Here is a 26,762-nt window from a genome sequence, read left to right on the forward strand (position 1 = left end):
GTTTTCAAACCGAGTTCTTAACCCTGACGTCAGGGTCGGGTCTGATTTATCATACGTTCGACCATTACGGTAAATTCAAAGGCGGTGATATTGGCCAACGTATCAACGGTGTATTGATATCAAACGCCGCAGGTAAAGCACTGACTTACGCATTGTTTAACCTACAAGGCCGTGGTCGCTTGTTTGCGGAACATGGTGATGAAGTATACGAAGGTCAAGTCATCGGCATTCACAACCGCGCCAACGATTTAACGGTTAACTGTCTGAAAGGCAAGCAACTGACCAACGTGCGTGCCTCGGGTACCGATGAAGCGCAGGTACTGAGCCCGGCTATCAAGTATACCTTGGAGCAGGCGCTTGAGTTTATCGATGACGATGAGCTGGTTGAAGTGACCCCAGACAGCATCCGTATTCGTAAAAAGCTGTTGACCGAAACGGATCGCAAACGCGCTGGTCGCAAAGGTTAATCGCACTCACATCGTGGTGAGATAAACTGCGACATGATAACAAAGGCACCGTTAGGTGCCTTTTTTGATCGCAGCGATCGCGACGTAAATCATGTACACTCAGTAGGCGTAAAACAGGCACAAGGTAAGGTGAAAGGATGCGCAATCTCGGGGGTTGGGATCGGAAAACGTGGCGCGAAAGCGGTGATTGGTTGAAAGCGATGTTGCGCCATTTGTGGCAACGAATGGGAGAAGATAGGCTAACGGTGAGTGCCGGTTATATGGCTTATGTGACGTTGCTGTCCTTGGTACCACTGGTGACCGTTGTGTTGTCAGCGTTTTCAAGTTTTCCGGGATTTTCGGAGATCGGTGACACCTTACAACAGTTCGTCATCAATAACTTTGTCCCAGCGGCTGGTGAGGTGGTAGCACGTTATCTCAATCAATTTGTTGCCAATGCTGGCAAGATGACCGCTGTAGGGGTCAGTTTTCTTTTTGTGGTCGCGATCATGCTGATCTCTGCAATCGACAAAAGCTTAAACCACACATTTAAAATACAAACCAAGCGGCCGGTGATGATCGCGTTTTCGATTTATTGGATGGTACTGACACTTGGCCCCATTTTGATCGGTACCAGCATTGCTCTGAGCTCGTATTTGACCTCGTTATCGCTATTACAAAGTGGCATCGCCAATGATTTATTCACCACCTTGCTCCGTGGGCTCCCTTTTCTTCTGACCACGCTCACCTTTATGGGGTTGTATACCCTAGTGCCGAATACTCGTGTGCGCCTTCGTCATGCCTTAGTGGGCGCGGCCGTAGCGAGTGTATTATTTGAATTAAGTAAAAAAGTATTCGCGCTGTATGTTGTCCCATTTCCCCTCGTATCAATTAATTTACGGCGCCCTAGCGTGGTCCCGATTCTGTTTGTGTGGGTGTATTTTAGCTGGTGCATTGTATTATTCGGTGCGCAAGTTACGGCAACCCTAAGAGAATCTGCCTATTGGTGGCCAAGTGCTACATCTCAAGCGGCTCAGAGCCAGTCAGGCAGTTTGGTTGCCTCCCCCCGTCCCTTAATGAATGAAGGTGAGGAACCTTATGATTGCCCTAATTCAACGCGTGAGTGAAGCGAATGTAACTGTTGAGGATGAGGCCCTTGGTACGATAGGAAAAGGCTGGTGGTGCTATTAGGCGTGGAAAAGGGTGATACCGATGCGAATGCGACGAAGTTAGCGCATAAAGTCGGTGGTTATCGTGTGTTTGAAGACGACAATGGCAAAATGAACCTCAATGTGTCGCAGAGCGGTGGTGAATTACTGGTTATATCACAATTTACCCTCGCGGCGGACACCAAAAAGGGCATGCGACCGAGTTTCTCGGGGGCATCCCCCGAAGAAGCAGAACGTTTGTACGAGGTATTTTGTCAGGACTGCCAACGTGCGGGATTAAAGACGCAGACCGGCCAATTCGCCGCCGACATGAAAGTGAGCCTCGTCAATGATGGCCCCGTCACCTTCTGGCTTCAGGTATAACGACGCGCCTCACAAGGAGAGACAGGCATGTTTAGAATCGTTACCCCGCGCACAGAGCAAGAACTAGCGCGTTATTATGACTTTCGTTATCGGATGTTAAGAGAGCCGTGGCACGCGCCTCGTGGCTCAGAGCGCGATGCGTATGATGTCAATGCGTGTCATCGTATGATTGTCGACAGTGATGATGCGCCCGTCGCGATTGGCCGCTTGTATTTAACCCCCGATAATGACGGCCAAATCCGGTATATGGCGGTGTCGCCGGACTACCGCAATCGTGGCCTAGGGGCGTTAGTGCTAATGGCTCTGGAGTCATTGGCGCGGCAAGAGGGGGCGAAGCGCCTTGTGTGCAGTGCGCGCGAAGAAGCAGTGAGCTTTTATGCTCAGAACGCCTTCCTCCGTCAGGGCGATCTGAGTGACGAACGCGGCCCCATTCGTCACCAGCAGATGGTTAAACCCTTGGATCCTTTATCGGATGTCGTACGTCGACCTGAATGGTGCACCGAGCTCCAGCAGCGCTGGCAAGCGCAAATCCCGATCAGCGACAAAATGGGGGTCCAAATTAGCCAGTTCACCGGCTACAGCTTCGAAGTGTGCGCCAATTTAAACGCCAATTTAAACCCACGACAAACCATGTTTGCGGGCAGCATTTTTAGCCTTGCGACGTTAACGGGTTGGGGCATGGTGTGGTTATTGATGAAAGAGCGTCAACTGAGTGCTGATATTGTCCTGGCGGACAGCCATATTCGCTATCGTCGTCCTGTGGCTGAACGTCCACGGGCGAGTGTGTCGCTCGATAACCTGAGCGGCGAGCTCGACCGATTAGAAAACGGGCGCCGTGCCCGCGTCACCTTAGAAGTCGATTTTTTTAGTGGTGATGAAAAGGCCGGTGTGTTTACCGGAACCTATGTCCTGCTACCGTCAGATGATGGCGCCACCGCTCAACCTGCCCCTCAATTAGCCCTGTTGCGTTGATGCAGAGAGCGTAAGCGCACGAAGGCATGGTGCACTAACGAATCCGCGGGGCGTCTGCACGATAGAGTGGCCAATGGATAGATAAGCGTGTCTCGCCCTGCAGGGAGCCGGTCAGTTGGCCTCGGTCAGCATCAATGGACAAAATCTCAAACGGGAAAGCCTGTGGTTTGTTTTTATCTACCTCTTGATCGCTAAACCAAGAGGTTATCTGCGTAGGCCAAGCTTTATCCGAGCCGGTATTGGCTTTCGCACCGATCAGGGTGATTTTCATCTCGCCGTTGAGCCCGACATTGAAGCTTTCCTTATCGGCTGCCAACCCTGACCACTTGGCTTCAATGTCATGGAAACCGGTGAGTGGCAGGGGCCAATCGAACCAGTCTTGATAGACAGAAAGCGGGATTTGTAACCCATCAAGGTGTACCGACCATGGTTGACTGGGGGTGCTTAAATCCCACGTTCCCGACACGGCCAGCTGCCCATCAGGGAAGCCCAGCAATAGCTGTTGGAGGTTAATTTCCCTTTTTCGGCATCTAAGCGCAAGTAGGGCTCGGCGAGCCACTGCTGATTAATGCTGGCGTGACTCGCGCTGGCGGTCAGGCTCCCATCGGTTAAGCGCCATTTCTTAAGAGGTTGTAGGCGCAATGCACGTCCATCGACATCAATGCCACTGACTTTGATCGGAAATTGGGAAGACAAAGCCAGCCATTGATTATGTTTCAGGGATACGTCGTCAATGGACAAGGTTTCTGGCCACGCGGGGAGTGCCTTAATCAGCGGGGAGAGTATTGCGTGACTGAGTGTCAGATTATTGGCTTGTAGCTTATCAATCTGCCAATGGCGCTTGGAAAAATGCCCGGATAGTCCCACAAACCCTTCTTGCCATTGACTGGTCAATTGATTAATGACCCAGTTTTTGCCGCGACGTTCAATATCACCCATCGGCTGTTCCCAGGTCTGCGTACGCCAGCGCACATAGTCAGCGTTGAATGACGCACGTAGATTAGGCTGTTGCCACCAAGGCGTATCCGGCGCCACAGTGACATGTTCGGCGGATACGGTGAGATTATTTACCGAAAATTGATCGGTGTCGGCACTGAGCTGGCGAATATCAGCGCGCTCGATGGTTAGCGAGGTGGTGTCAGACCATCGCGACAAGGCGTTGGTCAAGCGTTGATATGTCTGTTCGCTGTCGACAATGACATCGCTTAGGGTTAATTGGGTGAAGGCGAGTGCTCCTGGCTGCCAATGACCTTGGGCACTGATCGCGGCACGTTGCCACTCAAAAGACACGCCGCGGAATTGCCAACCTGTAGACGTTGGCGTGGCATCGACCAAAAGTTGAGAGACACGTAGTCCATGCCAGTTGATCTGTTTGGCTGCCCATTGCGCCCGGCCGCGGACCGATCCTAAGGGGGCTTGCCCTTTGTGCCATTCATCGAGCTGAGCGCTAACCTGCTGTGCTTGCCAGCCTTGCCCTTGGATGGACAGGTCATTAAAAAGGACGCGACCAATACTCAGCGTCGCCGGTAACATCTTGAGCGACGTCATGGTGTTGTTGGTCAGGTCAAGATTAAGACCGTCAACCCTAACCCATTGCAAGTGAGACAAGCGATCGGGAGAGAACTGTACACGTACCGTATTGGCGTGCCAGTGTTGACGGCCATGTTGATAGTCCGGTTGCGTCAGGGTCAGATGAAGTGGACGTTGCCAGTGATAATTCACCTGCTCGGCCGTTAATGTGCCTGGCAGCATGGGGGTGACGAGCGCAGTAAAAACCTGGGTGCTATGTCGCGTATGTAGCAGCACCAGGATCACTAACAATGTGGTTATGATTAGGATAAAAAAGCTGGCAACAAGTTTGGCCAGGATGCGCATGAATGAACCCTATCAGGCAACGAGTAGCTGTAAGATTGGCGTAAAAGTCGCCGAACTTCAACCAGTCGCCATGATGAATAAGGCCCATACCGCCAACTAGCGGTATGGGGATGAGGGCTAGTCGCGCTGTGGACCTGCAGCGACCAATGCTGCACCTTCTTCGGTATCGGTATATTTATCGAAGTTGTTGATAAAGCGTGTTGCCAAGTCCTTGGCTTTGCTTTCCCATTGCAGGGGGTCAACATAGGTATCACGTGGGTCAAGAATGCCGTCGCTCACTTCGTCCAGCGATACCGGGACTTCCAAATTAAAGATTGGGATCACTTTGGTATCGGCTTTTTCGATGGAGCCATCTAAAATCGCATCAATGATCGCACGGGTATCTTTGATGGAAATCCGCTCTCCTGAGCCATTCCAACCGGTATTAACCAGATAGGCTTCAGTTCCTGCCGCCTCCATGCGTTTGACTAACACTTCCGCGTACTTGGTGGGGTGTAAGGTCAAAAATGCGGCGCCAAAGGCAGCTGAGAAGGCAGGGGTGGGTTCAGTAATACCGCGCTCGGTGCCTGCTAACTTCGCTGTAAAGCCGGATAAGAAATGATACTTGGTTTGCTCTGGCGTCAATTTAGATACCGGTGGCAATACGCCAAACGCATCCGCAGATAAGAAAATCACCTTGTTAGCGTGGCCGCCTTTTGAAACCGGCTTCACAATATTATCGATATGATAAATAGGGTATGACACGCGAGTGTTTTCTGTCTTCGAATTATCGTCAAAGTCGATACGGCCATCACTGCGAACGGTGACGTTCTCTAATAAGGCATCACGACGGATGGCATTATAGATATCTGGCTCCGCCTCTTTGGATAACTTGATGGTTTTTGCATAGCATCCCCCTTCAAAGTTAAAGACGCCGTTATTGTCCCAACCATGTTCATCGTCACCGATAAGCTGGCGCTTGGGGTCGGTGGAGAGCGTGGTTTTCCCGGTCCCAGACAGGCCGAAGAAGATGGCAACGTCACCGTCTTTGCCCATATTGGCCGAACAGTGCATCGACGCGACATCTTGCAACGGCAAGAAGTAGTTCATCATCGCGAACATGCCTTTTTTCATCTCACCGCCATACCAGGTACCGCCAATCAGCTGCATCCGTTCGGTGAGGTTGAAAACGGTAAAGTTTTCCGAATTTAGGCCCTGCTCACGCCATTTGTTATTGACGCATTTGGCGCCATTCATTACCACAAAATCGGGCTCAAAATCTTTAAGCTCTTTCTCGCTTGGACGGATAAACATGTTTTTGACGAAGTGCGCCTGCCATGCCACTTCGGTGATCACGCGAATACGTAACCGTGTGTTGGGGTTAGCGCCGCAGTAGCCATCAACCACAAACAGACGTTTATTAGAGAGCTGTTGTGTGACCAGTGCTTTGAGATCGTTCCATACCGCGTGATCGATCGGCTTATTATCGTTTTTGCCTTGGTCAGACCACCACAGGGTATCGCGCGTGGTGTCATCACGAACAATGTATTTATCTTTGGGGGAACGACCGGTAAAAATACCCGTGTCTACCGACACCGCGCCGAGTTCGGTCACCACGCCTTTCTCGTAGCCTTCCAGCCCAGGTTTGGTTTCCTCCTCGAACAATTGCTCATATGAGGGGTTACGGATGACTTCTTTGACATTTTCCAGACCATAACGGGAAAGATCGATGTCAGCGACCTCAGATTCGACGTTCAGGACAGTCATAGGTGCTCCTTGAGGTAAGATGATGTTAACTGTCTTTGTGCTAGCAACCTGAAATGTATATTCAGGGACTGACTCCATAGATGACGACATACTGGGGCTATTTTGATTGTAGGGTACGGACCACCAGCTGCCATGTCATAGACATGGTAACGCTTAGTTAAACGTTTGCGCTACCCAAAGACCTATTATTGTTTGTACAAAAATAACGCGTAGAAAAATGTGAGTTAAGTCGGGAAGGAATAAGAAAAAAGCCAGCATCGTGCTGGCTTTTGAGCTTGGTCAAGCTTATTTACTTCGGGGCGCTAAAAATGTAGCACGTGGTTACTGCATTTGTGAGGAGCCGCTGGCGTTTTGCTCGAAAATCGCTGCTACATCAACACTATCGAATGCATAGTCAGTGCCACAATAATCACAGTGCAAATGAATGGTGCCCATTTCTGCGATCATTTTGTCCACTTCACTGCGTTCAATCGCGGCAATCGCACCGGCACTGCGCTCACGAGAGCAGCTGCATTTAAATACCACATCTTGTGCCGGATATAGGGTGACTTTCTCCTGGTGATACAGGCGATACAAGACATCTTTGGCGCTGAGGCTGAAAAGCTCATCATTTTTAATGGTTTCAGTCAGTTGGGCAAGGTGCTCAAAGTCCCCTTCGTCGCCTTTACCATCAGGAAGTACTTGCAGCATCATGCCGGCAGCATGTGGCTTGCCTTCAAACTCACCGGTACGCAGCCAAAGACGAGTCATTAACTGCTCTGAACGGGCGAAGTAATCTTCCAAGCAACCTTGTAAGTGGTCCGACTCCAGGCCAACAATGCCTTGATAGCGCTCCCCGTCGACAGGCTCAATGGTAATGACCAGTTGGCCTTTTCCCATCATTTCTGGCAAGGTCGCGCCATCTTTAACCTCACCATTCACCCGTGCGGTGCCGCGCAGTTGCTGATGATGGTCACCATTAATCACCGCCAGCGATACGGGACCATCGCCCTGTAGTTGCACCGTGATCGAGCCATTAAATTTGAGCGTCGCGGTAAGCAGGCTGGTCGCGGCCAACATTTCACCCAGTAAGGCATTCACTGGGGCTGGGAAGTGTTGATTCTCCAGGATGCGTTGATAGGTTTCGTCGAGCTTGACGAGCTCACCACGCACAGACACATCTTCGAATAGGTAACGGTGTAATTGATCGTTTGACATGCAATCTCTCTCCGGCAATGGCGCGACTTGCGGCCTTAGTCTATGCCTTGTTTAAACTTACGAATATCACGGCGTTGCTTTTTATCCGGCCGTCCATCGGGACGTGGATTGTGGGCATTTAAGCGACGCATTTCCGTCTCGTGCTCACGTTTCTTGAGGCTCGTGTCGGTTTCTTGATACAAGGTTTGTGCTATCGGCGCGCCCTGGCGCTGCTCCGATAACGCTATAACAGTGATGGTCTTTTCATCATGGCCTTGACGCAAGCGTATTTCGGCCCCGACTTCGACCATTCTACTTGGCTTGGCACGTTGACCATTGTAGTGCACCTTGCCTCCATCTATCATATTGCGCGCAACGGAGCGCGTTTTATAAAAGCGAGCGGCCCACAGCCATTTATCCAACCTGACCGTCGTCAAAGGCGCTGATGTGCTTTTTTTCATCATTCAACTCCTGCGCAATCTGGAGCGGCGACATTAGCATAAAATTTACTTTAGAGCAGTATCACAGCATCAGCGCACATCCCCCCGACAGCGCCGCGAGTTCGGTAAAATACCTGCGCGTTGAATGAAAAGTCTCAAGATCGCAATGTGTTTTTTGCTAGTATGTCCAGCTTTTCGTAATCTAATCATGGAATCTAATGGCTAAAAAGGCCATCAATAGGCATGTGGTGTCACTAATTGGTTTTAAAAGGATGATTCAGGCAGGTAGCCCTCAACGAACAATCTCGATATCAGCTCTGACTCTTGGTCGAGTACTATTGTGTCTAAACGGTGGGCTAATCCTGTTACTGGCTTGGCTCGTTGGGCGGCTGGTGTGGCATGTCTACACGCCTCCGGCGGCACCCATTTTGCCGCCGAGTAGTCAGGTTGTGACGAGCCAGGCCGCCGGTGAGGGCGCCCTTTCATTAGCGCCCGCCATTAACGCCCAGTTATTTGGTCGATTTCAAGCATCGGCGCAACAGCGTCAACAGTCGGTTAGCCAAGTGCCTGAAACCCGTTTACAGCTGACCTTGGTTGGCGTTGTTGCCTCTAACCAGCCTTCTCGTGCATTAGCCGTGATTGCTCATGGTGGCGAACAATCAACCTATGGAGTCGGCGAGCAAGTGAAGAGAACACAGGTCAGTGTCGATCAAGTCTTGTCCGATCGAGTGATCCTGCGTCAAGGCACGCGTCTTGAAGCCTTGCTGATGCCTGGCGTCGAGGCCGACAGTACTCCGCAAACCGTGTTTTCTTCCTCGGAGGCTGACAAGACGCCCCCAAAGCCGGCGTCAACCTCAAGGCAGACCAGCGCTGACTGGCCTGCCGACTTAGCGCGACAGCTTGCCAGCGATCCTCAGCGCTTATTTGATTATATCCAGTTAGCGCAGGTCGGCGATGCCAAGCAATTAAAAGGCTTCCGTCTCACCCCAGGGAAAAACCCGGTGTTATTTGAGCAATCGGGTTTACAGTCTGGCGATATCGCCATCGCGATCAACGGGCTGACACTGAGCCGTTCGGTGGCGCTTCCCGAGATCCTTAATCGCATTCAACAACAGGGCACGCTTGATGTAGTGGTCGAGCGACAAGGGCAGCAACATGATATTTCGATTCAATTATAAATTACCACAACCGCCCCGTGCGGCTTTAGGAGTGTGACGTGAACGTAAAGCAACGACTGATCCCCTATTTGATGGCTGCAAGTCTGCTTTTATCGGGTCTACCGGCGGGGGCGGCAGAGTTCAGTGCCTCGTTTAAAGGTACCAATATTCAAGAATTCATCGAAATTGTGGGGCGCAACCTTGAGAAGACCATTATCGTTGACCCCTCGGTACGCGGCACCATTAATGTGCGCAGTTACGATACGTTGGACGATGAGCAGTACTACCAATTTTTCCTTAACGTGCTCGAAGTGTATGGCTTTGCGGTGGTTGAGATGGAAAATGGGATCGTCAAAGTGATTCGCGACAAGGATGCGAAAACTTCGCCCGTACCTGTGGTGGGTGAGGACGATAATGTCGTCGGCGACATGGTCGTGACGCGCGTGGTGGCGGTGAAAAATGTCTCGGTGCGCGAGCTCTCCCCCTTGTTGCGTCAGCTTATTAATAACGCGGGTGCCGGTAACGTGGTGCACTATGATCCCGCCAATGTCATTATGATTACCGGTCGCGCGGCGGTGGTGAATCGTTTGACGGATATTATTCAGCGGGTCGATCAGGCGGGCGATAAAAAAGTGGAAGTGGTCCGCCTTGATCACGCGTCAGCCGCGGAAATGGTGCGAATTGTCGACACCCTCAATAAGCGCGACAACGCCAACACTCGCCCTGAGCTGTTGGAGCCGCGTATTGTTGCGGACGAGCGCCTGAATGCCGTGCTGGTGTCTGGTGAGCCCAAGGTGCGTGAGCGGGTCATCGAATTGATCAGACAGCTGGATCAAGAGATGGCGACCACCGGTAACAGCCGAGTGATTTATCTGCGTTATGCCAAAGCGGAAGACGTGGTGGATGTACTGCAAGGTGTTTCGGACAACCTGCTAAAAGAAAAAGAGAAAAAACAGCAACCGAGCGTGAATGAGCAAGCGGTGCAAATTTCCTCGCACCAAGCACCAACTCGCTGGTGATCACGGCCCCGCCCGATATTTTAAAAACCTTGGAGAGCGTGATCTCCCAGCTCGATATTCGCCGCGCACAAGTGTTGATTGAAGCCTTGATCGTAGAAATGTCGGAATCGGACGGCGCGAACCTCGGCGTACAGTGGGGCTCGCTGGAAAACGGCGGCATTCAGTTTAATAACGCAGGAGTGGGTGTTACGAGTTATTTAACCGGACAAAAAGCGGCGGAAGACACGACTCGTACTGAAGTACGTTATCGAAATGATGGTACGCCTTACAATGTTCCCATTACCGAGTCGGGCGATTACTCGGCATTAAACAATGTGTTAGGTGGGTTAAATGGCTTGGCTGCTGGCGTGGTAATGGGCGATTGGACCGCCTTGGTGACCGCAGTGGCCTCGAAAAATGAATCGAACATTTTGTCATCGCCCAATTTGATGGTGCTCGATAACCAAGAAGCCTCGTTTATTGTCGGTGAAGAAGTCCCTGTGATCACCGGCTCGCAAACGGGCTCGAATAACGACAACCCCTTTCAAACCGTCGAGCGTAAAGATGTGGGGATCAAGCTCAAAGTGACCCCGCAAATTAACGAAGGCTCCGCGGTGTTGCTCGACATTGAGCAAGAAGTCTCCAACGTGCTTGGCGCCAGTGGCGCGGTGGATGTGCGCTTTGGTAAACGTCAGCTGAATACATCCGTGATGGTCGGTGACCAACAAATGATTGTATTAAGTGGTTTGATTGACGAACGCACGGTCGAAAGTGAATCCAAGGTGCCACTGTTGGGGGATATTCCCATTTTAGGGCACTTGTTTAAGTCGACCTCGACGCAAACGGAAAAGAAAAACCTGATGCTGTTTATCAAGCCGACTATTATCCGTACCGGGTTGACCGCCGACGGGGTGACCCAACGCAAATACAATTATATCCGCGCCGAACAACTGCTGCGTGCCCAAGATGGCGTTAAGTTAATGCCTGATGCTGAAAAACCGGTATTGCCTGAATATAACAGCGAAGCGGTGATGCCAGCTGAAGTACGTATGCTACAAGCGGAGTTAGAGGGATGAGTAAGCGTGCAGCGGCGCTAGCGGCTGAACCGGTGACGACCTGGCAGTTACCCTTTGGGTTTGCACGTCGTCATGGTGTGGTGGTATTGACCGACAACGATACCCTGCGCTTATTATGCTTAGCGTCGGTGACGCCGCAGACCTTGGTGGAGGTGCAACGCGTGTTGGGCGCAGATATCGCGCCTGAATGGGTGTCGGACGCTGATTTTGAGCAACACCTGACGCGCCTCTATCAACGAGACAGCGCCGATGCACAACAGCTAATGGCTGACATTGGCGCCGATGCTGACAGCGATGACTTTTTCTCGCTGGCCGAGGAGCTGCCGCAAAGTGAAGACTTGCTTGAATCGGAAGACGATGCGCCGATCATTAAGTTGATTAACGCCATGTTGGGCGAAGCGATTAAAGAAAGCGCCTCTGACATTCATATCGAAACCTTTGAGCATGCCTTATCGATCCGTTTTCGGGTTGACGGCGTGCTACGTGACGTTTTATCCCCCAGCCGCAAGTTGGCACCCTTGTTGGTGTCTCGGGTCAAAGTGATGGCAAAACTGGATATCGCCGAAAAACGGGTCCCGCAAGATGGGCGCATTTCGGTCCGTATTGGTGGGCGAGCGGTGGATGTGCGCGTATCGACCATGCCCTCGTCTCACGGTGAGCGTGTCGTGATGCGTTTGCTGGATAAAAATGCCGTCCAACTGGACTTAGCCCAATTGGGGATGGTTCCAAACCTACACCAAGCTTTTCGTGCACTGATCCATAAGCCTCACGGTATTTTGCTGGTAACCGGTCCGACTGGTTCGGGGAAATCCACCACCTTGTACGCCGGGTTACAAACCATTAACAGTGAGGATCGCAACATCCTCACCGTGGAAGATCCGATCGAATTTGATCTGGCGGGTATCGGTCAGACCCAAGTTAACCCCAAAGTCGACATGACCTTTGCGCGAGGACTGCGCGCCATGCTGCGTCAAGATCCTGACGTGGTGATGGTCGGGGAAATTCGTGATTTAGAAACCGCACAAATTGCTGTACAAGCCTCACTGACCGGTCACTTGGTGATGTCGACATTGCACACCAACACTGCTATCGGGGCGGTGACGCGCTTGCGGGACATGGGCATTGAGCCTTTCTTGTTGTCTTCTTCTTTGCTCGGCGTGCTGGCGCAGCGGTTGGTCCGCACCTTATGCCCACGGTGTCGTATCCCCTATCAAGCCGATGACTCTCAGCAGCCGTTATTTGTCGATCTCGGCTTGGCGACCCCTGATGAGGCGATCACGCTCTATAAAGCGGGTGGTTGCGAACACTGTCACCAGAAAGGCTACCGAGGTCGAACCGGGATCCATGAATTGCTGACAGTAGACGAGAACGTCCAAGCGCTGATCCATCATGATGCGGGAGAGCATGCGATAGAGGAAGCCGTGCGTGCCCATAGCCCGAGTATTCGCTATGACGGCCTGACCAAGGTACTGCAAGGGCAAACCACCCTTGAAGAAGTGATCCGTGTTACCAAGGAGGGCTAATGGGCGCATTTGACTATCAAGCGTTAGATGCCCGAGGGCGTAAACGCAAAGGCGTGATTGAGGCAGATACCGCACGGCAAGCGCGTCAGCAGCTGCGTGAAAAAGGCTATACGCCGCTCGACGTCAATGCCACGACCCGACAACGTGCTACTCAAAAAGCAACGGCGTCGCAGCCACTGTTCCGCCAAAGAAACCGAGGTATTAGCACACAAGAGCTGTCCTTGATCACACGCCAGTTAGCAACCTTGATCGATGCGGCTATGCCGCTTGAAGAGTGCTTAAAAGCGGTGGCAGAGCAAGCGGAAAAACCGCGAATAGGCAGCATGATGACCAGTGTCCGCGCCCGTGTGATGGAAGGGTACACCTTGGCCGATGCTTGGCCGATTACCCGCAGGTGTTTAATGAACTCTATCGCGCGATGATTGCAGCCGGTGAAAAAGCGGGACATTTATCCACCGTTCTATCACGCTTGGCCGATTATGTTGAGAACCGTCAGCGTATACAGTCCACCTTGTTACAAGCCATGTTGTATCCTGCCATACTGACCTTTTTTTCGGTGGTGATTGTGGCCTTTCTGCTCGCCACCGTGGTGCCTGATATTGTCGGCCAATTTGTTCAAACTGGTCAGGCACTGCCGGCATCCACCCAATTTCTATTGAACGCCAGTGATTTTATTACCAACTGGGGGATTTGGGTGGTGGGCGCACTGATCCTTATCAGTGTCAGTATCCGGACTTTACTGAAAGACACCCAGCGGCGCCTCGCATGGGATAAAAAAGTCCTTTCCCTGCCGATTCTTGGACGGGTTGCGCGTGGCCTAAATACTTCACGTTTTGCGCGTACCTTGGCGATATGCACCGCTAGCGCTATCCCGTTATTGGATGGGATGAAAGTCGCCGCGCAAGTGATGAGTAATCAATACGTACGAATGCGTGTGTTAGAGGCGGCGGATAAGGTGCGAGAAGGTGCCAGCTTGCGAATGGCCTTAAACCAGTCACACCTATTTCCGCCCATGATGCTGCACATGATCGCCAGTGGTGAGCGCAGTGGTGATCTTGAGCCATGCTCTCGCGAGCGGCGGATAACCAAGATAAAGATTTTGAAGCCCAAGTGAATGTTGCACTGGGTATTTTCGGCCCGTTAATGATCGTATTAATGGCAGGGTTGGTGCTTTTTATTGTCGTCGCCACCTTGATGCCGATTATTGCCATGAACGATATGGTCGGGCTGTGAGTTTATAATGATAAATAAGGAGAACAAGATGCGTCGTCAACACGGTTTTACCCTGCTAGAAGTCATGGTTGTGGTGGTGATTATTGGCTTATTAGCCAGCTTTGTGGCCCCCAATTTGCTCGGTAATAAAGATAAAGCCGCGGTCAAAAAGGCGATTGCTGACGTCAGCGCGCTTGAAAACGCACTGGACATGTACAAGCTGGATCAACAATCAATACCCCACCACCGATCAAGGCCTCAATGCGTTGGTGATCAAACCGCAAAGTGAGCCGGTGCCGCGCAGTTATCCAGATGAAGGTTACATCAAGCGCTTACCACAAGACCCATGGAATAATGATTATCGTTATGTTAGCCCCGGGGAACATGGCGTGGTGGATATTTTTTCGTTAGGCGCGGATGGCCAAGAAGGGGGCGAGGGTGTCAACCAAGACATCGGAAACTGGAACCTCAACGAGCTGTAATAAAATGCGTCAGGCGTCAGGCTTCACTCTCCTTGAGATTTTACTGGTGGTGGTCATTGTGGCCGTCAGTGCCTCTGGTGTGGTGATGGTGTGGCCTGACGCCACCGATACGCGAACTCAAGACGCGGGTCAGGCCCTGTATCAGCGAATGAAGCTGTGGGCTGAGCAAAGTTGGCTCGAAGGGCGAACGTATGGTGTCCGCATTAACGAGCGTGACTATCAGCTTTTAACATTGGGTGAAGATAGGTGGCAGCCGGTGAAGAGTGAACGTTGGGCAACAGCAGGAACGTTGCCGGCGCAAAGCCGTTTCTCTCTCACCATGGACGGCTTTGGTTGGCAGCAACAAGACCGCTTGTTCGAAGATAAACCCCTATTTGATAACCTGTTTGATGATGAGAGTGAGCAGCCCATTGCCCCGCCACAAATCTGGTTATTGCCCAATGGCGAGTTAACCCCTTTTACCTTATTGATCGAAGTCGATGGTAGTACCGCCTGGCAGCTTAAAGCCAATGAGCTGGCGCAGTTTACCTGGCAACGGGCGGAGGATCGCTGATGCATGGTGAAGCACCAAGACGCCAGCGGGGGATGACCTTGCTTGAGGTATTAGTCGCGGTAGCGATTTTTGCCATTGCGGCACTGAGTGTGATGAAGGCGACAGGGCAGCATACCCGTTCACTGGGGCGTTTAGAGCAAAAAACCTTAGCGGCGATGGTAGCGGATAACCAACTTGCTGAGGTCGTACTCCGTGCCAACGTGCCAGAGAAAGCGACGCAGGGTACCACCGAGATGGCCGGTCAGCAGTGGCAATGGCAACTTACCCCAGTCGCGACCGAAACTGGTCAACTGCGAGCCGTGGACCTGTCGGTATCCGCGTCTGAGCAGACCGATAATCCATTGGTCACCGTGAGGACGTATGTCGAGACGCGCTGAAAAGGGATTCACGTTACTTGAAGTCTTGTTGGCGCTGGTGGTATTTGCCAGTATCAGCCTGACGGCTTATCAAGTGTTACAAACCGTACAGCGAAGCAACGTGCAATCTCGTGAAGTCGGTGAGACCTTACAGCAACTGCAGCGTGCGTTAGTGATCATGGATAGTGATTTTCGCCAAATGGCCGCGCGTCGCCAGCGTATCGACGGTCAAACACCGACCGAACGACTGCTGATTGCCGGACGAGATGTCCTACAAAGTGAGGAGATGGGAATACGTTTTTCGCGTACTGGTTGGATTAATCCCCAAATGCGGTTTCCTCGCGGCGAAGTTGTCGCGGTTGGCTACCGACAACGGGACGGTCATTTAGAACGCTTGCGTTGGCGCTATCCGGATCAAGCGGCGGGTGATAAGCCAGCGGTGGCGACCTTGCTGAGTGATATCGAGGCGCTCACGTTTCGGTTTTACGTTAAAGGTGATTGGCAAGATAGCTATAATACGGCTCATGCCTTACCCAAAGCGGTACAAATACGCTTTACGCATCCGCGTTACGGGCCGTTAGTTCGTACGTATTTGCTGGCGGGGCAAACCTTACCCGCGCCGCTGCAGCGGGAGGCACAATGACCCAACAGCGAGGCGCGGCGCTGCTGATCGTGATGATGATTATGGCGCTGATGACAGCCATTGCTGGCAGCATGGCGTCACGGCTGTTTACCAACTACCACCGGGCGGAAAACCAGCTTCATTTTCAGCAAGCATACTGGTACAGCAACGCGGTTGAAGCCCTTGCTTCAGCGGTATTACGCGAGAGTTTGTCGGGCAGTGAAACGGTCAATCTAAGCCAAGACTGGGCCCAGGCGTCTCGATCATTTCCGCTTCAAGGTGGCGAAGTTAGTGGTCACTTACAAGATGCACAAGCTTGCTTTAACTTGAACAGTTTACAGTTGCGAGGCGCGGCGTTGGGCAGTGAGATCCCGTATGAAGTACGTGTACTGCGTGCTTTAATCGGCAGCCAAGTAGACGATAGTTATCAAGCCGATGTCATAGCCCAAGCGAGTCGCGATTATATTGATGAAAATAATCAGCTTGATCAATCGTTAGGCGCGGAAGATGCCCACTATGAAAGTGTCCGCCCTGCCTATGTAACGGCCGATGCCGTGATTGCCGATGTCAGTGAGTGGCGCGCCGTTCGTGGGGTCAACGCGGCGGTTTATCGCCAGTTATCCCCCCAGCTGTGTGCGATTCCCAGCGCTGAGTTAAAGGTGAATGTGAATACCTTGACGGATAAACAGGCCGCGTTGCTATCGGCACTGTTTACACCCGCTTTGCCCGTTGAGCAGGCCAAGCAGGTATTGGCTCAGCGCCCTGAGTCTGGCTGGAAAAGCGTTGAGGCGTTTATGACAACCTTAAACCTCACTGAGTTTGATGAGGCGGCGCGCAAGCAAGTGATGCCGCATTTAAGCGTGGCAAGTCATTATTTTTTATTACACGCCGATGTGCACGTGGCCTCAGCCCAGCGTCACATTCAGGCATTATTGCACTATCAAGACGACGGCCACGTATCTATCTTACGCCGTCGGTTCGGAGGAATGCGTGAGCGAGCGACTGATAATCAGGATCAGTGATGCCAGCCAACCCATTTATTGGGCGCAGGTGCGTGCCAGCGATAACCAAGTGATGACGACCGGCACTTGCCAGCAGTTGTCAGCATTAACAGAACAAGCACAAACCAGACGTGTGGTCGTGCTGGTGGACAGTACTTGGCTGACGCTCACCTCGGTGACGTTACCGCCTGGCTCGCGCCGGCAACGAGACAAGGTGGTACCCTATTTACTGGAAGAAGCATTAGCCGATGAGGTTGAGGCGGTGCATGTCACCTTGCTCGACACCCAAGAAAATACCGCTCAGGTCGCGGTGGTGGCTCATCGACAGATGCAAGCTTGGCAGCAGGCCCTTGATGCGGCCAATATCCATGCTCGCCAGTGGATTCCGGATGTGTTGTGTTTACCTTGGCAGCCTCAAACGTTGACGCTAGCGCCACTGGCCGAACAGTGGTTGTGTCGCTATCAAACGTATCAAGGTGTGGTCGGGCAGCGCGCCTGGCTTGCCTTCTGGGCGCAAACTTGGTGGCAACAACCGGCTAATCAAACCGAGGGAAACGACGCGGCCGACGCCGAGCCATCGACATTCAGCCTGCAGGTGTATGGCGCGCAAGACGCATACACCGAACACCCTGTGCCCATCGATGGCTTCCCGGTGCAGTGGCAGCAAAGTGATCCAACCATCAGTGTGTTGGCCGCACAGAGTGCCTCGATGTCTGCCAACCTATTAACCGGCCCGTATCGCCCGCAAAGCCAGGTGAAACAGCGATTTAAACCGCTGATCCCCACCGCCGCGTTATTGGTGATGGTGGCGGCGTTGTTGGGCGGCGAGCAATGGCTGGCACTGCGTGACACGCAGCAACAGGTGCAAGCGTTACGCTCACAAAGCGAAGGCTTGTTTCGCGAGACATTACCACAATACCAACGCATTCCAACTCGCTCTTATATGGTGCGGCAAATGGACGCCGAAATCGCTCGCCTGACCGGGCAGCAACAGGACTCCGCGCTACTGCCTTGGTTGGCACAATTAGCGCCAATGCTGGACGATGTGCCTGGTATTGAGCTCCAGGCGCTGCGTTATCAGGCTAATCGCGACGCGTTAATTTTACGCGCCAAAGGTCGAGATTTTGCCCAATTTGAGCGCTTACGGGGGATCCTGAGCGAGCATTATGCGACTGAACTTGGTCAGCTTAATCGCAGTGGCGACACAGTCAGTGGCGAGTTTACGTTAAGGAGCCCATCATGATGGCACGCATTCAAGCTCAGTGGCAGGCGATCAGTGTGCGCGAGCAGCGGTTATTACTGATCGCAGGTGGCGTGCTGATGGTCAGTCTCTTGTACTGGGGAATTATCGCCCCGCTCCAAACACAGGCCGACAAGACCAATACCGCGCTCGCCAGCGAGCAACGCCTATTGCGAGATGTTCAGCAAAAGCGAGCCCAAATCATGCAGCTGCGTGCTCAGTCAGGCAGCGATTATCAAGCTTCTGCAAGCCGAACACAGCCATTAAACCAAGTCATTGCAGCCAGTGCGGGGGAATTTAATCTCACGATTACGCGCTTACAACCGGGTGAAGATAGCGTGCAGCTTGGGGTTGAACCGCTGCCGTTTAACCAACTCCTTCGGTGGTTAGATCAATTGGCGAGTCTGCATGGTATCCACGTAGTGCGTTTAAGCACGGAAGCCACAGAGACGGCTGGCGAGGTTAAGGTGAATCGATTGCAGTTGGAGCGATAAAACCATGTGGAAAAAAGGCTTATTCGGCATAGGGTGCGTGCTTGTTTTTGCGGTCAGTGTCGTGGTGCACGCGCCTGCTTCTTTATTGCGCTTGGCGCCTTTGCCTGACGCCGTGCGAATCGGTGCAATCGACGGCACGGTTTGGCAAGGGGAAATTGCGCAAATTCGTTGGCAAGATTACACCCTGGGACCGATACAGTGGGATGTGCAGTGGCATCGTTTAGTCACCGGCGCGACGTTGGAAGCCGCCGTTAAGGTACGCAGCCCTGAGGGGTTGAGAGGCAAAGGGAGCCTTGGTTTAACGGCTCTGCACTGACTGTTTCGCAAGCCTTGGTCTCTGCGCCCGCACGGATGTTAACCGGTACTATCGCACTGCCCCCTGGGGTCGCGATTGATGGCACTCTCGATCTGGTGCTGCGCGAGGCTATTTTTGCCGAATCAGGTTGTCAGCAATTGGAAGGACAAATCCAATGGCAGCATGCGGCGTTGCAGCTCCCGATGGGACAGTTAGAGAATATCCCTGCTCAGGCGGTTTTATCCTGCGAAAATCAAGGTATTGCGGCTCAAGGCGAGGGACAGTCGGCGTCGTTGAGTAATAAGTTTTCATTGTCAATCACGCCGTCTGGGCGATACTCTGTATCAGGATGGCTAAAACCGGGAGCTGACTATCCCGAGCCGATGAAAGCGCCATTATCTTGGTTAGGGACGCCAGATAATCAAGGGCGCTATCGCTTTTCTTTTCGCGGCTAATAAGGCTACTTGGCCTATCAGCAAAGGGTGGCAAATCACACTATGACGCAGAGTAAACTTCCTCAAATCCTGTCCAAACAGGTCGTCGCCGCTTCTCGCTTGTTTAAGGTGGAGTCGCTAGAGCTCACGTTTAGTAATGGGGTTGAACGTACCTATGAGCGGATGAAACCCTCAGGCCGTAATGCGGTGATGATGGTCCCGGTCACGGAGTCAGGCGATCTCTTATTGGTGCGAGAGTATGCCGCCGGGACAGAGCGCTATGAGTTAGGGTTCCCTAAAGGCTTAATAGATCCAGGCGAAGTGGCAGAGGAAGCCGCAGTGCGTGAGTTGAAAGAAGAAATAGGCCAAGGCGCGCGAGAATTGATCCCGTTAAAAGAGGTGGTCCTAGCGCCTTCGTACTTTTCCAGTCGTATGACCTTGATGTTGGTACGTGATTTGTATCCAGAAACGTTGGAAGGTGATGAACCTGAACCGCTTGAGATCATTCGCTGGCCGTTAGCCCAAGCGGAAGAGTTACTGACCCATGGTGATTTCTGTGAAGCGCGCAGTATTACCGCACTGATGATGGCGCTGAAGTACTTACAAGCTGAGAGGTGAGGCATGTCATTGCCTGAGTTGTTGCCCGATGTGATTGAAATAACCCGCTCTGCGGGCCAAATTATTCTCGATATTTATCAAGACGGTGATTTTGAAGAGATCACCAAAAGCGATCAAACACCGGTGACTAGCGCCGATTTGGCCGCCCACAAACTGATCACAGAAAAACTCACTGCGTTGACGCCAAATATTCCGGTGTTGTCGGAAGAAGATTGCGGCGTGCCTCTCAGTGACCGCCAACAGTGGCAGCGCTATTGGCTGATTGACCCTCTTGATGGCACCCAAGAATTTATTGCGGGCAGTGGCGACTTTGCCACTGTTATCGCGCTGGTGGAGAACAATCATCCGGTCATGGGGGTGGTATACGCGCCGGTATCGGGTGTGTCTTATTACGCTTGCCAAGAAAAAGGGGCATGGAAAATAACGGCCGATGGTGAAATGCATCGCATCTCGACCATGAAACGTGATGAAGCGATTACTTCGTTGTCTATTGCGATCAGTCGCCGACAAGATATTCATGCGGTGACAGAAAAGTTAGCGCCCGAAATCAATTACGACCTGATCCCTCTGGGCTCCGCGGCACTGAAGGCCTGCTTAGTGGCGGAAGGGGCGGTAGATTGTTATCTGCGTTTAGGGCCCACCGGAGAGTGGGACACCGCGGCGACACAATGCATTGTCGAAGAAGCGGGAGGACGGATCCTCAGTACCGCGCTTGATCCCTTGTCATACAACGAGCGTGATTCACTGCAAAATCCGAACTTTATTGTTCTGGGTGATGAGTCGTTGGCGTGGTCGTCTATCTTACGTCGCTAGATGTGCGGTATGCATTTGAAAACACGGTAAACGGCACCGCTTTCGGTGCCGTTTTGCCGTGATAAGACGCTAGCATTCTAGAACAAACGATTCAGCCCATTGAGCGCGGCCACGCGGTAGGCTTCTGCCATGGTCGGGTAATTGAACGTAGTATTGACAAAATAGTCGATCGTGTTGGCTTCCCCTTTTTGCTCGAAAATCGCTTGTCCAATATGGATGATTTCAGAGGCGCGCTCACCAAAGCAGTGAATGCCAAGGATCTCTCGCGTATCACGGTGAAACAGGATCTTTAAGCTACCGACATCCATCCCGGCAATTTGTGCCCGCGCAAGATGCTTGAACAACGAGCGGCCCACTTCATAAGGGACCTTTTCGGCAGTGAGCTCCTGTTCGGTTTTACCCACGGAGCTGATCTCTGGAATGGTATAGATGCCAGTTGGAATATGCTCAATCAAACGGACGTTGGCGTTACCTTGGCAAATAGCTTCAGCCACCACGCGGCCTGATCATAGGCCGCACTGGCAAGGCTAGGGTAACCAATCACGTCACCGACCGCGTAGATGTGACCGACCTCAGTGGCATAACTTTCACTATCGACCTCTAGCTGTCCACGCGAGTTGGGCGTCAGCCCCACGGATGGCAGATTGAGTTTGTCGGTATTGCCCGCGCGTCCGTTGGCATACAGCAGGCAATCCGCTTTCATTTTTTTGCCTGACTCAAGGTGAACCACCACACCATCGTCGGTACCTTCAATGCGTTCATAGGTCTCATCATTTCGGATCATGACCCCGCTGCTGCCAAAGTGATAGGACAAGGCATCTGAGATTTCGTTATCCAAAAACGAGAGTAAGCGATCGCGGGTATTGATTAAGTCCACCTTTACCCCAAGCCCGCGAAAAATCGAGGCATACTCGCTGCCAATGACCCCAGCACCATAAATCATGACATGGCGAGGATCGTGCTCAAGCGACAAAATCGAGTCACTGTCGTAAATGCGAGGATGAGAAAAATTCACATCCGCTGGCTGGTAGGGGCGCGATCCGGTGGCAATGACAAAGTGATCCGCCGTATAGGTGTCAGCGCTGCCATCACTGTGGTGCACCGTTAAGGTATGGGCATCGACAAACTCGGCGTTGCCGTGGAGCAATGTGCATTGATTGCGGTCATAAAAGCTTGGCGCATACGCGTTTGTTTGCCGATCACCGAATCGGCATGGCTAAGAATTTGCGCAAACGTGCTATGCAGGCTCTTGGTATGCTGGGTATAAATCGGATTTTGATTAAATTCAATAATCCGGCTCACCGTGTGGCGTAGTGCTTTAGAAGGAATGGTCCCCCAATGGGTGCACCCGCCTCCCACGGCTGCTTCGCGTTCAATCACCGCGACCTGTTTGCCTGCTTTAGATAGACCCATCGCGGCCCCTTCACCGCCAGGGCCGCTACCAATAACGATGGCATCAAAGTGATCGTGTGGGCGGGGGCTCGAATTGCTCATAGGGATCAGACCTTATTTTCATTAGTGCAACATTAATTTTAACTAGTTTAACGCTTATTATCCTTGAGGTTAACTTTCGCTGTGCAATCTCTGATGAAATCGCCGTTCGCTCGTAACTTTAGGCTGGCTGATTTGCCGATAAAAATTGCGTATAGTGACTGCATGGTGACCGTAAGTTGAATATGATGGGAATTCGAGCAGAACAAAAAGAAAAAACACGCCGTTCTGTCATTGATGCGGCGTTTAGTCAACTCAGTGCTGAGCGCAGTTTCTCGGGGTTGGAGTTTGCGCGAAGTCGCTCGTGAGGCCGGCATCGCCCCGACGTCCTTTTTATCGCCACTTTAAAGATATGGATGAGCTCGGCTTAACCATGGTGGATGAAGGCGGCTTGTTATTGCGTCAATTGATGCGCCAAGCCCGTCAGCGAATTGCTGCCGAAGGCAGTGTGGTACGTACCTCAGTCGAGACCTTTATGGAGTTTATTGAAAGTAGCCCTAATGTGTTTCGATTATTACTGCGCGAGCGGTCAGGGACCTCTGCTGCGTTTCGTGCCGCGGTCGCAAGAGAGATCCAACATTTTGTTGCGGAGTTAACCGAGTATTTACAATCGCGCACCCAGCTCACGTATGAAGAAGCGTACAATCAATCCGAAGCCTGCGTGATTTTAGTCTTTAACATGGGCGCAGAGGCGCTTGATTTAGACCCGCACGCACGCGCAGAATTGGCGGAGCGAATGGTGTTACAATTGCGCATGATAGCCAAGGGAGCTTACTGGTACCGTAGAGATCGTGAGCGGCGAGCCTTACAGGAAAAACTGTCATAAACAGGTGAAAACATGGAACACGAGCAAGTCAAATCAGAACGTAAATTCTTATTGCTGGCGCTAGTCTCCGGCATGTGTGGAAGTGCAACGCTAGCTACTGTCTTTTTCAGTGGCGTGGCGTTTTCGATCTTCCCTATTCTCGCATTTGTACTGGCCGTACATGCTTGTTATCAATTGCATGAACGACAGCCACTGACGGAAGGCACACCGCTGATTGCGTTTGCGTGTTTCCTGGTAGGGGCATTTGGCTACTCCGCCTTTATTCGCATGCAAATGCCAGAGCTGGGCGGTAACTTCTTCTTTATCTTAGTCTCCATGGCGTTAGCCTTCTGGATTGGGCATAAGTTGGGTTTTTTCAGTCGCAAAGCGAAAAACGATACTGCGTCTGACGTCTAATTGTCTCTAAAACAGCCGTTAGCGAAACCCAAAAAGGCGTCGAGAAGACGCCTTTTTACGTTTAACTGAAAAGAAAACAACGGTTGATTTTCATGTTTCAATCGTTCGAGCCAATCCTGATAAGGTTTGCCCATGATATCTGGATTGGAAACTAATGCCCGAATTCAACTGCGAAGTGCGATACCAACCAGTAATTGAAGCAGCTGAGAATGGTTCAACAGGAGAAGTTGAATTAAGTAAAAGCTTTCTGGAAGATATAAATGTAATCATTCTTTCCGGCTCTGTAGCTAAAAAGTTTTCAGAATTTGTAGAGCCTATTGCTTTATCCGTAGCCAAAAGAGAGAGTGAGAATGAACAGTCAAGTAACGGTGAAGCCGAGTTCAGATTCCGAGAAAGCGTAACTCATTGCTCATGAAAAGGATGATAAATGCCCGTGCCAGTACAGCCTAAAATTTTTCATATTGTCCATGTGGATCGATTGGCTTCTATTCTTGTTTCGAACGGACTGCTGTGCGATGCCCAGATCATTGCGCAAAATACAGTGGGAACCACTATTGGTATGAATACGATTAAGCAGCGTCGTTTGACGGAGCTGACGTTGGATAGTCATCCAGATTTGTACGTCGGACAATGTGTACCGTTTTATTTTTGTCCTCGTTCAATCATGTTGTATGTCATTCATCGAGCAGACAGTGATGAGCTGACTTATAAAGGTGGGCAGGGGCCGATTATTCACCTTCAAGCCGATCTAAACGCAACCGTTCAATGGGCTCAGCAGCAAGGGCATCGCTGGGCATTTACACTCTCAAATGCAGGTTCGTACTACTTCGAAGATAGAAACGATTTGGCTCAGTTACATAAGCTGGATTGGCCTGCAATTTATGCGAGACAGTGGCAAGGTTGTAAGGAAGGGAAGCAAGCCGAGTTTTTGATTGAGCGACGTTGTCCTTGGCATTTGGTTGAGGCGATTGTTGTACAATCACCAAGCATTCATCAGCAGGTAGTCAACACGTTGCAAATGGCAGCTCACAGACCACCTGTTACAATTAACCCTAACTGGTATTACTGAGGAGGCCGTAGATATGCTCGAAATGACTCGTGGTGACATACTGCGCGCTGATGCAGAAGCTATTGTAAATACAGTCAACTGCGTCGGTGTAATGGGACGCGGTATTGCTTTGCAGTTTAAGAAAGCGTGGCCTGATAACTTCAAGGCTTATTCTGCGGCATGTAAAAACAAAGACGTTCAGCCTGGGAAAATGTTTATCTTTGAAACTGGGCAATTGGCAAACCCACGTTTCATCGTGAACTTCCCAACCAAGCGCCATTGGCGAGGTGCAAGCCGAATTGAAGATATCGAATCTGGCTTAGCAGCATTGGTGGAAGATATTCAACGTTTAGGCATTAAGTCTATTGCCATTCCTCCATTAGGGGCTGGCTTAGGTGGATTGGATTGGTTAGTAGTGCGTGAAAAAATCGAAACAGCGATGAAGCCGCTAACTGATGTCCAAGTTTTTCTTTATGAGCCATCAGGTGCTCCTCAAAATGACAGAATGGCAAAGCAGAAAGAAGTGCCAAAGATGACTGCAGGTAGAGCGGTATTGATAGAACTCATGCAGCGCTACCTGAAAGGTTTGCTTGACCCATCGGTTTCATTACTTGAGGTGCACAAGCTTTTGTATTTCATGCAAGAAGCCGGTGAACCACTGCGCTTGAAATATCAAAAAGCGCACTATGGACCTTATGCGCAGAATTTGCGTCATGTGCTGAATGCGATTGAAGGTCATTTTGTCTCTGGATATTCTGACGGTGGCGATGCGCCGGAGAAAATACTTCAGTTAGTACCTGGTGCGGTAAAAGAAGCACAAGAGTTTTTGGACCAACACCCTGATACGCGGAAGAGGTTTGAAAAGGTATCTCGATTGGTAGAAGGCTTTGAATCACCACAGGGCTTAGAGCTTCTTGCTACAGTGCACTGGCTTAACCGGTATGAACAAGCAAAAGATACCGAACAAGTTATCAAAGGTGTCCATTCTTGGAACGCCAGAAAGCAGCAATTTACACTAAGACAAATCACAATTGCTGAAAAAGTACTTGATAGTCAGTGCTGGTTTAGTAGGTGAGGCTCCCTTGATTCATGCAAAAAAAATGAGCACATCCTGAATGCCCATTTTTTATCGCCGGGAAACTAGATTGTTTTGTTTCCGGATCTGATGCCGTACACAGTACCATTATTTGCTAATAATAATATGATAAAAAGCCACTATTTAATGCGCTCTAACCACACCCCTGCTTCGGTATGGTGGGTGAACGGGAATTGATCAAACAAAGCACAACGACTAATGCGGTGGGTTTGGCTGAGGCGTTGCAGATTCTCGACCAAGGTTTTCGGATTACATGAAATATACAAAATGCGATCGTAGCCTTGCACCATTTTGCAGGTTTCATCATCCATGCCCGCGCGGGTGGATCGACAAAAATGGTGTTGCACTGATAGTCACTTAGCGTCACGCCCTGGTCTTGTAGGCGACGGAACTCACGCTCACCATTAATGGCTTGGGTGAACTCTTCGGCAGACATACGAATGATTTGCACATTATCGATGTTGTTGGCGGCAATATTATATTGCGCCGATTGTACCGAAGGCTTGGCTAGCTCGGTGGCGAGGACGCGGCGGAAGTTTTTCGCCAGCGCCAGTGAGAAGTTGCCGTTACCGCAATACAGCTCCAGCAAATCGCCCTCGCTGTCTCGAGTACAATCAATCGCCCAATCCAGCATTTTTTGCGCAACCGGGCCATTGGGTTGGGTAAAACTGTTCTCGATTTGTTGATACACCAAGGTTTGGCCATCAGCCTGTACCTTTTCTAGTACGTAATCGCGATCCAGTACCTTTTTGCTTACGGGCGCGGCCAATCAGATTGAGATTAAAGCTCWTCATTCAGACGTTGCTTCAGTGTTTGGGCGGCCTGTTCCCACGCTTCATCCAGT

23 protein-coding genes and 8 pseudogenes are annotated in these 26,762 nt (G+C 51.4%); 24 read left to right on the plus strand and 7 right to left on the minus strand.

Features of this window, described 5'->3' with window-relative positions; all coding sequences use genetic code 11:
* From DZ54_RS20585 to DZ54_RS0109660, 4 genes and pseudogenes are all read left to right on the plus strand, one after another.
* Positions 1–467: pseudogene (locus DZ54_RS20585) on the plus strand (translational GTPase TypA); the annotation flags it as partial.
* A 137-nt stretch (positions 468–604) separates the two neighbouring features.
* Positions 605–1,573: a virulence factor BrkB family protein gene (locus tag DZ54_RS0109650; RefSeq protein ID WP_025673917.1), complete on the plus strand. Its 969-nt coding sequence runs from the start codon at positions 605–607 to the stop codon at positions 1,571–1,573.
* Positions 1,545–1,978: pseudogene (gene dtd, locus DZ54_RS20590) on the plus strand (D-aminoacyl-tRNA deacylase). The gene DZ54_RS0109650 and the pseudogene dtd overlap by 29 nt, the downstream one beginning before the upstream one ends.
* Positions 1,979–2,005: 27 nt before the next feature.
* Positions 2,006–2,950 (plus strand): bifunctional GNAT family N-acetyltransferase/hotdog fold thioesterase, encoded by a 945-nt coding sequence (locus DZ54_RS0109660; protein ID WP_025673918.1) that lies wholly within the window; start codon positions 2,006–2,008, stop codon positions 2,948–2,950.
* 34 nt (positions 2,951–2,984) lie between these two features.
* Here DZ54_RS0109660 and DZ54_RS0109665 read toward each other — a convergent pair whose 3' ends face one another.
* The 5 genes from DZ54_RS0109665 to hslR form a co-directional block, all read right to left on the minus strand.
* A complete protein-coding gene (locus DZ54_RS0109665) occupies positions 2,985–3,416 on the minus strand; it encodes a hypothetical protein (RefSeq protein ID WP_025673919.1) in 432 nt (143 codons plus the stop codon).
* Complete coding sequence (locus DZ54_RS0109670) at positions 3,395–4,825, minus strand: AsmA family protein (protein WP_025673920.1); 1,431 nt, start codon at positions 4,823–4,825, stop codon at positions 3,395–3,397. Before DZ54_RS0109670 ends, DZ54_RS0109665 begins: the two co-directional genes overlap by 22 nt.
* 117 nt (positions 4,826–4,942) lie before the next feature.
* Positions 4,943–6,571 (minus strand): phosphoenolpyruvate carboxykinase (ATP), encoded by a 1,629-nt coding sequence (pckA, locus tag DZ54_RS0109680; protein WP_025673921.1) that lies wholly within the window; start codon positions 6,569–6,571, stop codon positions 4,943–4,945.
* 321 nt (positions 6,572–6,892) lie between these two features.
* Positions 6,893–7,768 (minus strand): Hsp33 family molecular chaperone HslO, encoded by an 876-nt coding sequence (gene hslO / locus DZ54_RS0109685; RefSeq protein WP_025673922.1) that lies wholly within the window; start codon positions 7,766–7,768, stop codon positions 6,893–6,895.
* A 35-nt stretch (positions 7,769–7,803) separates the two neighbouring features.
* Positions 7,804–8,211 carry a ribosome-associated heat shock protein Hsp15 gene (gene hslR / locus DZ54_RS0109690; RefSeq protein WP_128080495.1) on the minus strand — a complete coding sequence of 136 codons (408 nt, stop codon included), beginning with the start codon at positions 8,209–8,211 and terminating at the stop codon, positions 7,804–7,806.
* Positions 8,212–8,459: 248 nt separating this feature from the next.
* On the opposite strand from hslR, the gene gspC reads away from it, so the two are divergent.
* From gspC to cysQ, 15 genes and pseudogenes are all read left to right on the plus strand, one after another.
* Positions 8,460–9,365, plus strand: coding sequence for a type II secretion system protein GspC (gene gspC, locus DZ54_RS20595; RefSeq protein ID WP_240473957.1), 906 nt, complete (start codon positions 8,460–8,462; stop codon positions 9,363–9,365).
* Between the two features lie 71 nt (positions 9,366–9,436).
* Positions 9,437–11,418 (plus strand): annotated as a pseudogene (gene gspD / locus DZ54_RS20600) (type II secretion system secretin GspD).
* Positions 11,415–12,941: a type II secretion system ATPase GspE gene (gene gspE, locus DZ54_RS0109705; RefSeq protein ID WP_025673925.1), complete on the plus strand. Its 1,527-nt coding sequence runs from the start codon at positions 11,415–11,417 to the stop codon at positions 12,939–12,941. Before gspD ends, gspE begins: the two are co-directional and overlap by 4 nt.
* Positions 12,941–14,174: pseudogene (gene gspF, locus DZ54_RS20605) on the plus strand (type II secretion system inner membrane protein GspF). Before gspE ends, gspF begins: the two are co-directional and overlap by 1 nt.
* Positions 14,175–14,181: 7 nt before the next feature.
* A pseudogene (gspG, locus tag DZ54_RS20610) lies at positions 14,182–14,635 on the plus strand (type II secretion system major pseudopilin GspG).
* Positions 14,636–14,639: 4 nt separating this feature from the next.
* Positions 14,640–15,188, plus strand: coding sequence for a type II secretion system minor pseudopilin GspH (gene gspH / locus DZ54_RS0109720; protein ID WP_025673926.1), 549 nt, complete (start codon positions 14,640–14,642; stop codon positions 15,186–15,188).
* A complete protein-coding gene (gspI, locus tag DZ54_RS0109725) occupies positions 15,188–15,565 on the plus strand; it encodes a type II secretion system minor pseudopilin GspI (RefSeq protein WP_025673927.1) in 378 nt (125 codons plus the stop codon). The genes gspH and gspI overlap by 1 nt, the downstream gene beginning before the upstream one ends.
* Positions 15,549–16,187, plus strand: coding sequence for a type II secretion system minor pseudopilin GspJ (gene gspJ, locus DZ54_RS0109730; protein WP_025673928.1), 639 nt, complete (start codon positions 15,549–15,551; stop codon positions 16,185–16,187). Before gspI ends, gspJ begins: the two co-directional genes overlap by 17 nt.
* Positions 16,184–17,188: a type II secretion system minor pseudopilin GspK gene (gene gspK, locus DZ54_RS0109735; protein ID WP_025673929.1), complete on the plus strand. Its 1,005-nt coding sequence runs from the start codon at positions 16,184–16,186 to the stop codon at positions 17,186–17,188. Before gspJ ends, gspK begins: the two co-directional genes overlap by 4 nt.
* Entirely contained in the window at positions 17,157–18,410 is a 1,254-nt protein-coding gene (gene gspL, locus DZ54_RS0109740) for a type II secretion system protein GspL (RefSeq protein WP_025673930.1), read from the plus strand. Before gspK ends, gspL begins: the two co-directional genes overlap by 32 nt.
* Entirely contained in the window at positions 18,407–18,901 is a 495-nt protein-coding gene (gene gspM, locus DZ54_RS0109745) for a type II secretion system protein GspM (protein ID WP_051415988.1), read from the plus strand. The genes gspL and gspM overlap by 4 nt, the downstream gene beginning before the upstream one ends.
* 4 nt (positions 18,902–18,905) lie before the next feature.
* Positions 18,906–19,217 (plus strand): type II secretion system protein N, encoded by a 312-nt coding sequence (gene gspN / locus DZ54_RS26760; RefSeq protein WP_025673932.1) that lies wholly within the window; start codon positions 18,906–18,908, stop codon positions 19,215–19,217.
* Positions 19,218–19,252: 35 nt separating this feature from the next.
* Positions 19,253–19,651, plus strand: coding sequence for a type II secretion system protein N (locus DZ54_RS26765; RefSeq protein ID WP_025673933.1), 399 nt, complete (start codon positions 19,253–19,255; stop codon positions 19,649–19,651).
* Between the two features lie 42 nt (positions 19,652–19,693).
* On the plus strand, positions 19,694–20,248 hold the full coding sequence (gene nudE, locus DZ54_RS0109760) for an ADP compounds hydrolase NudE (protein WP_025673934.1): 555 nt from the start codon (positions 19,694–19,696) through the stop codon (positions 20,246–20,248).
* Between the two features lie 3 nt (positions 20,249–20,251).
* Entirely contained in the window at positions 20,252–21,061 is an 810-nt protein-coding gene (gene cysQ, locus DZ54_RS0109765) for a 3'(2'),5'-bisphosphate nucleotidase CysQ (RefSeq protein WP_025673935.1), read from the plus strand.
* 77 nt (positions 21,062–21,138) lie between these two features.
* Here the strand turns inward: cysQ and sthA are convergent.
* Positions 21,139–22,555: pseudogene (gene sthA / locus DZ54_RS20615) on the minus strand (Si-specific NAD(P)(+) transhydrogenase).
* Between the two features lie 185 nt (positions 22,556–22,740).
* On the opposite strand from sthA, the pseudogene fabR reads away from it, so the two are divergent.
* From fabR to darG, 5 genes and pseudogenes are all read left to right on the plus strand, one after another.
* Positions 22,741–23,378: pseudogene (gene fabR / locus DZ54_RS20620) on the plus strand (HTH-type transcriptional repressor FabR).
* 12 nt (positions 23,379–23,390) lie between these two features.
* A complete protein-coding gene (locus DZ54_RS0109780; RefSeq protein ID WP_025673936.1) occupies positions 23,391–23,774 on the plus strand; it encodes a YijD family membrane protein in 384 nt (127 codons plus the stop codon).
* 154 nt (positions 23,775–23,928) lie between these two features.
* A complete protein-coding gene (locus DZ54_RS0109785; RefSeq protein WP_025673937.1) occupies positions 23,929–24,189 on the plus strand; it encodes a hypothetical protein in 261 nt (86 codons plus the stop codon).
* A gap of 12 nt (positions 24,190–24,201) precedes the next feature.
* A complete protein-coding gene (darT, locus tag DZ54_RS0109790; RefSeq protein ID WP_025673938.1) occupies positions 24,202–24,843 on the plus strand; it encodes a type II toxin-antitoxin system toxin DNA ADP-ribosyl transferase DarT in 642 nt (213 codons plus the stop codon).
* Between the two features lie 13 nt (positions 24,844–24,856).
* A complete protein-coding gene (gene darG / locus DZ54_RS0109795) occupies positions 24,857–25,897 on the plus strand; it encodes a type II toxin-antitoxin system antitoxin DNA ADP-ribosyl glycohydrolase DarG (protein ID WP_025673939.1) in 1,041 nt (346 codons plus the stop codon).
* A 140-nt stretch (positions 25,898–26,037) separates the two neighbouring features.
* On the opposite strand, the pseudogene trmA reads toward darG, so the two are convergent.
* A pseudogene (trmA, locus tag DZ54_RS20625) lies at positions 26,038–26,762 on the minus strand (tRNA (uridine(54)-C5)-methyltransferase TrmA); the annotation flags it as partial.

Origin of the sequence: Salinivibrio socompensis S35 (assembly GCF_000513715.1) — a bacterium.
Taxonomy (GTDB): domain Bacteria; phylum Pseudomonadota; class Gammaproteobacteria; order Enterobacterales; family Vibrionaceae; genus Salinivibrio; species Salinivibrio socompensis.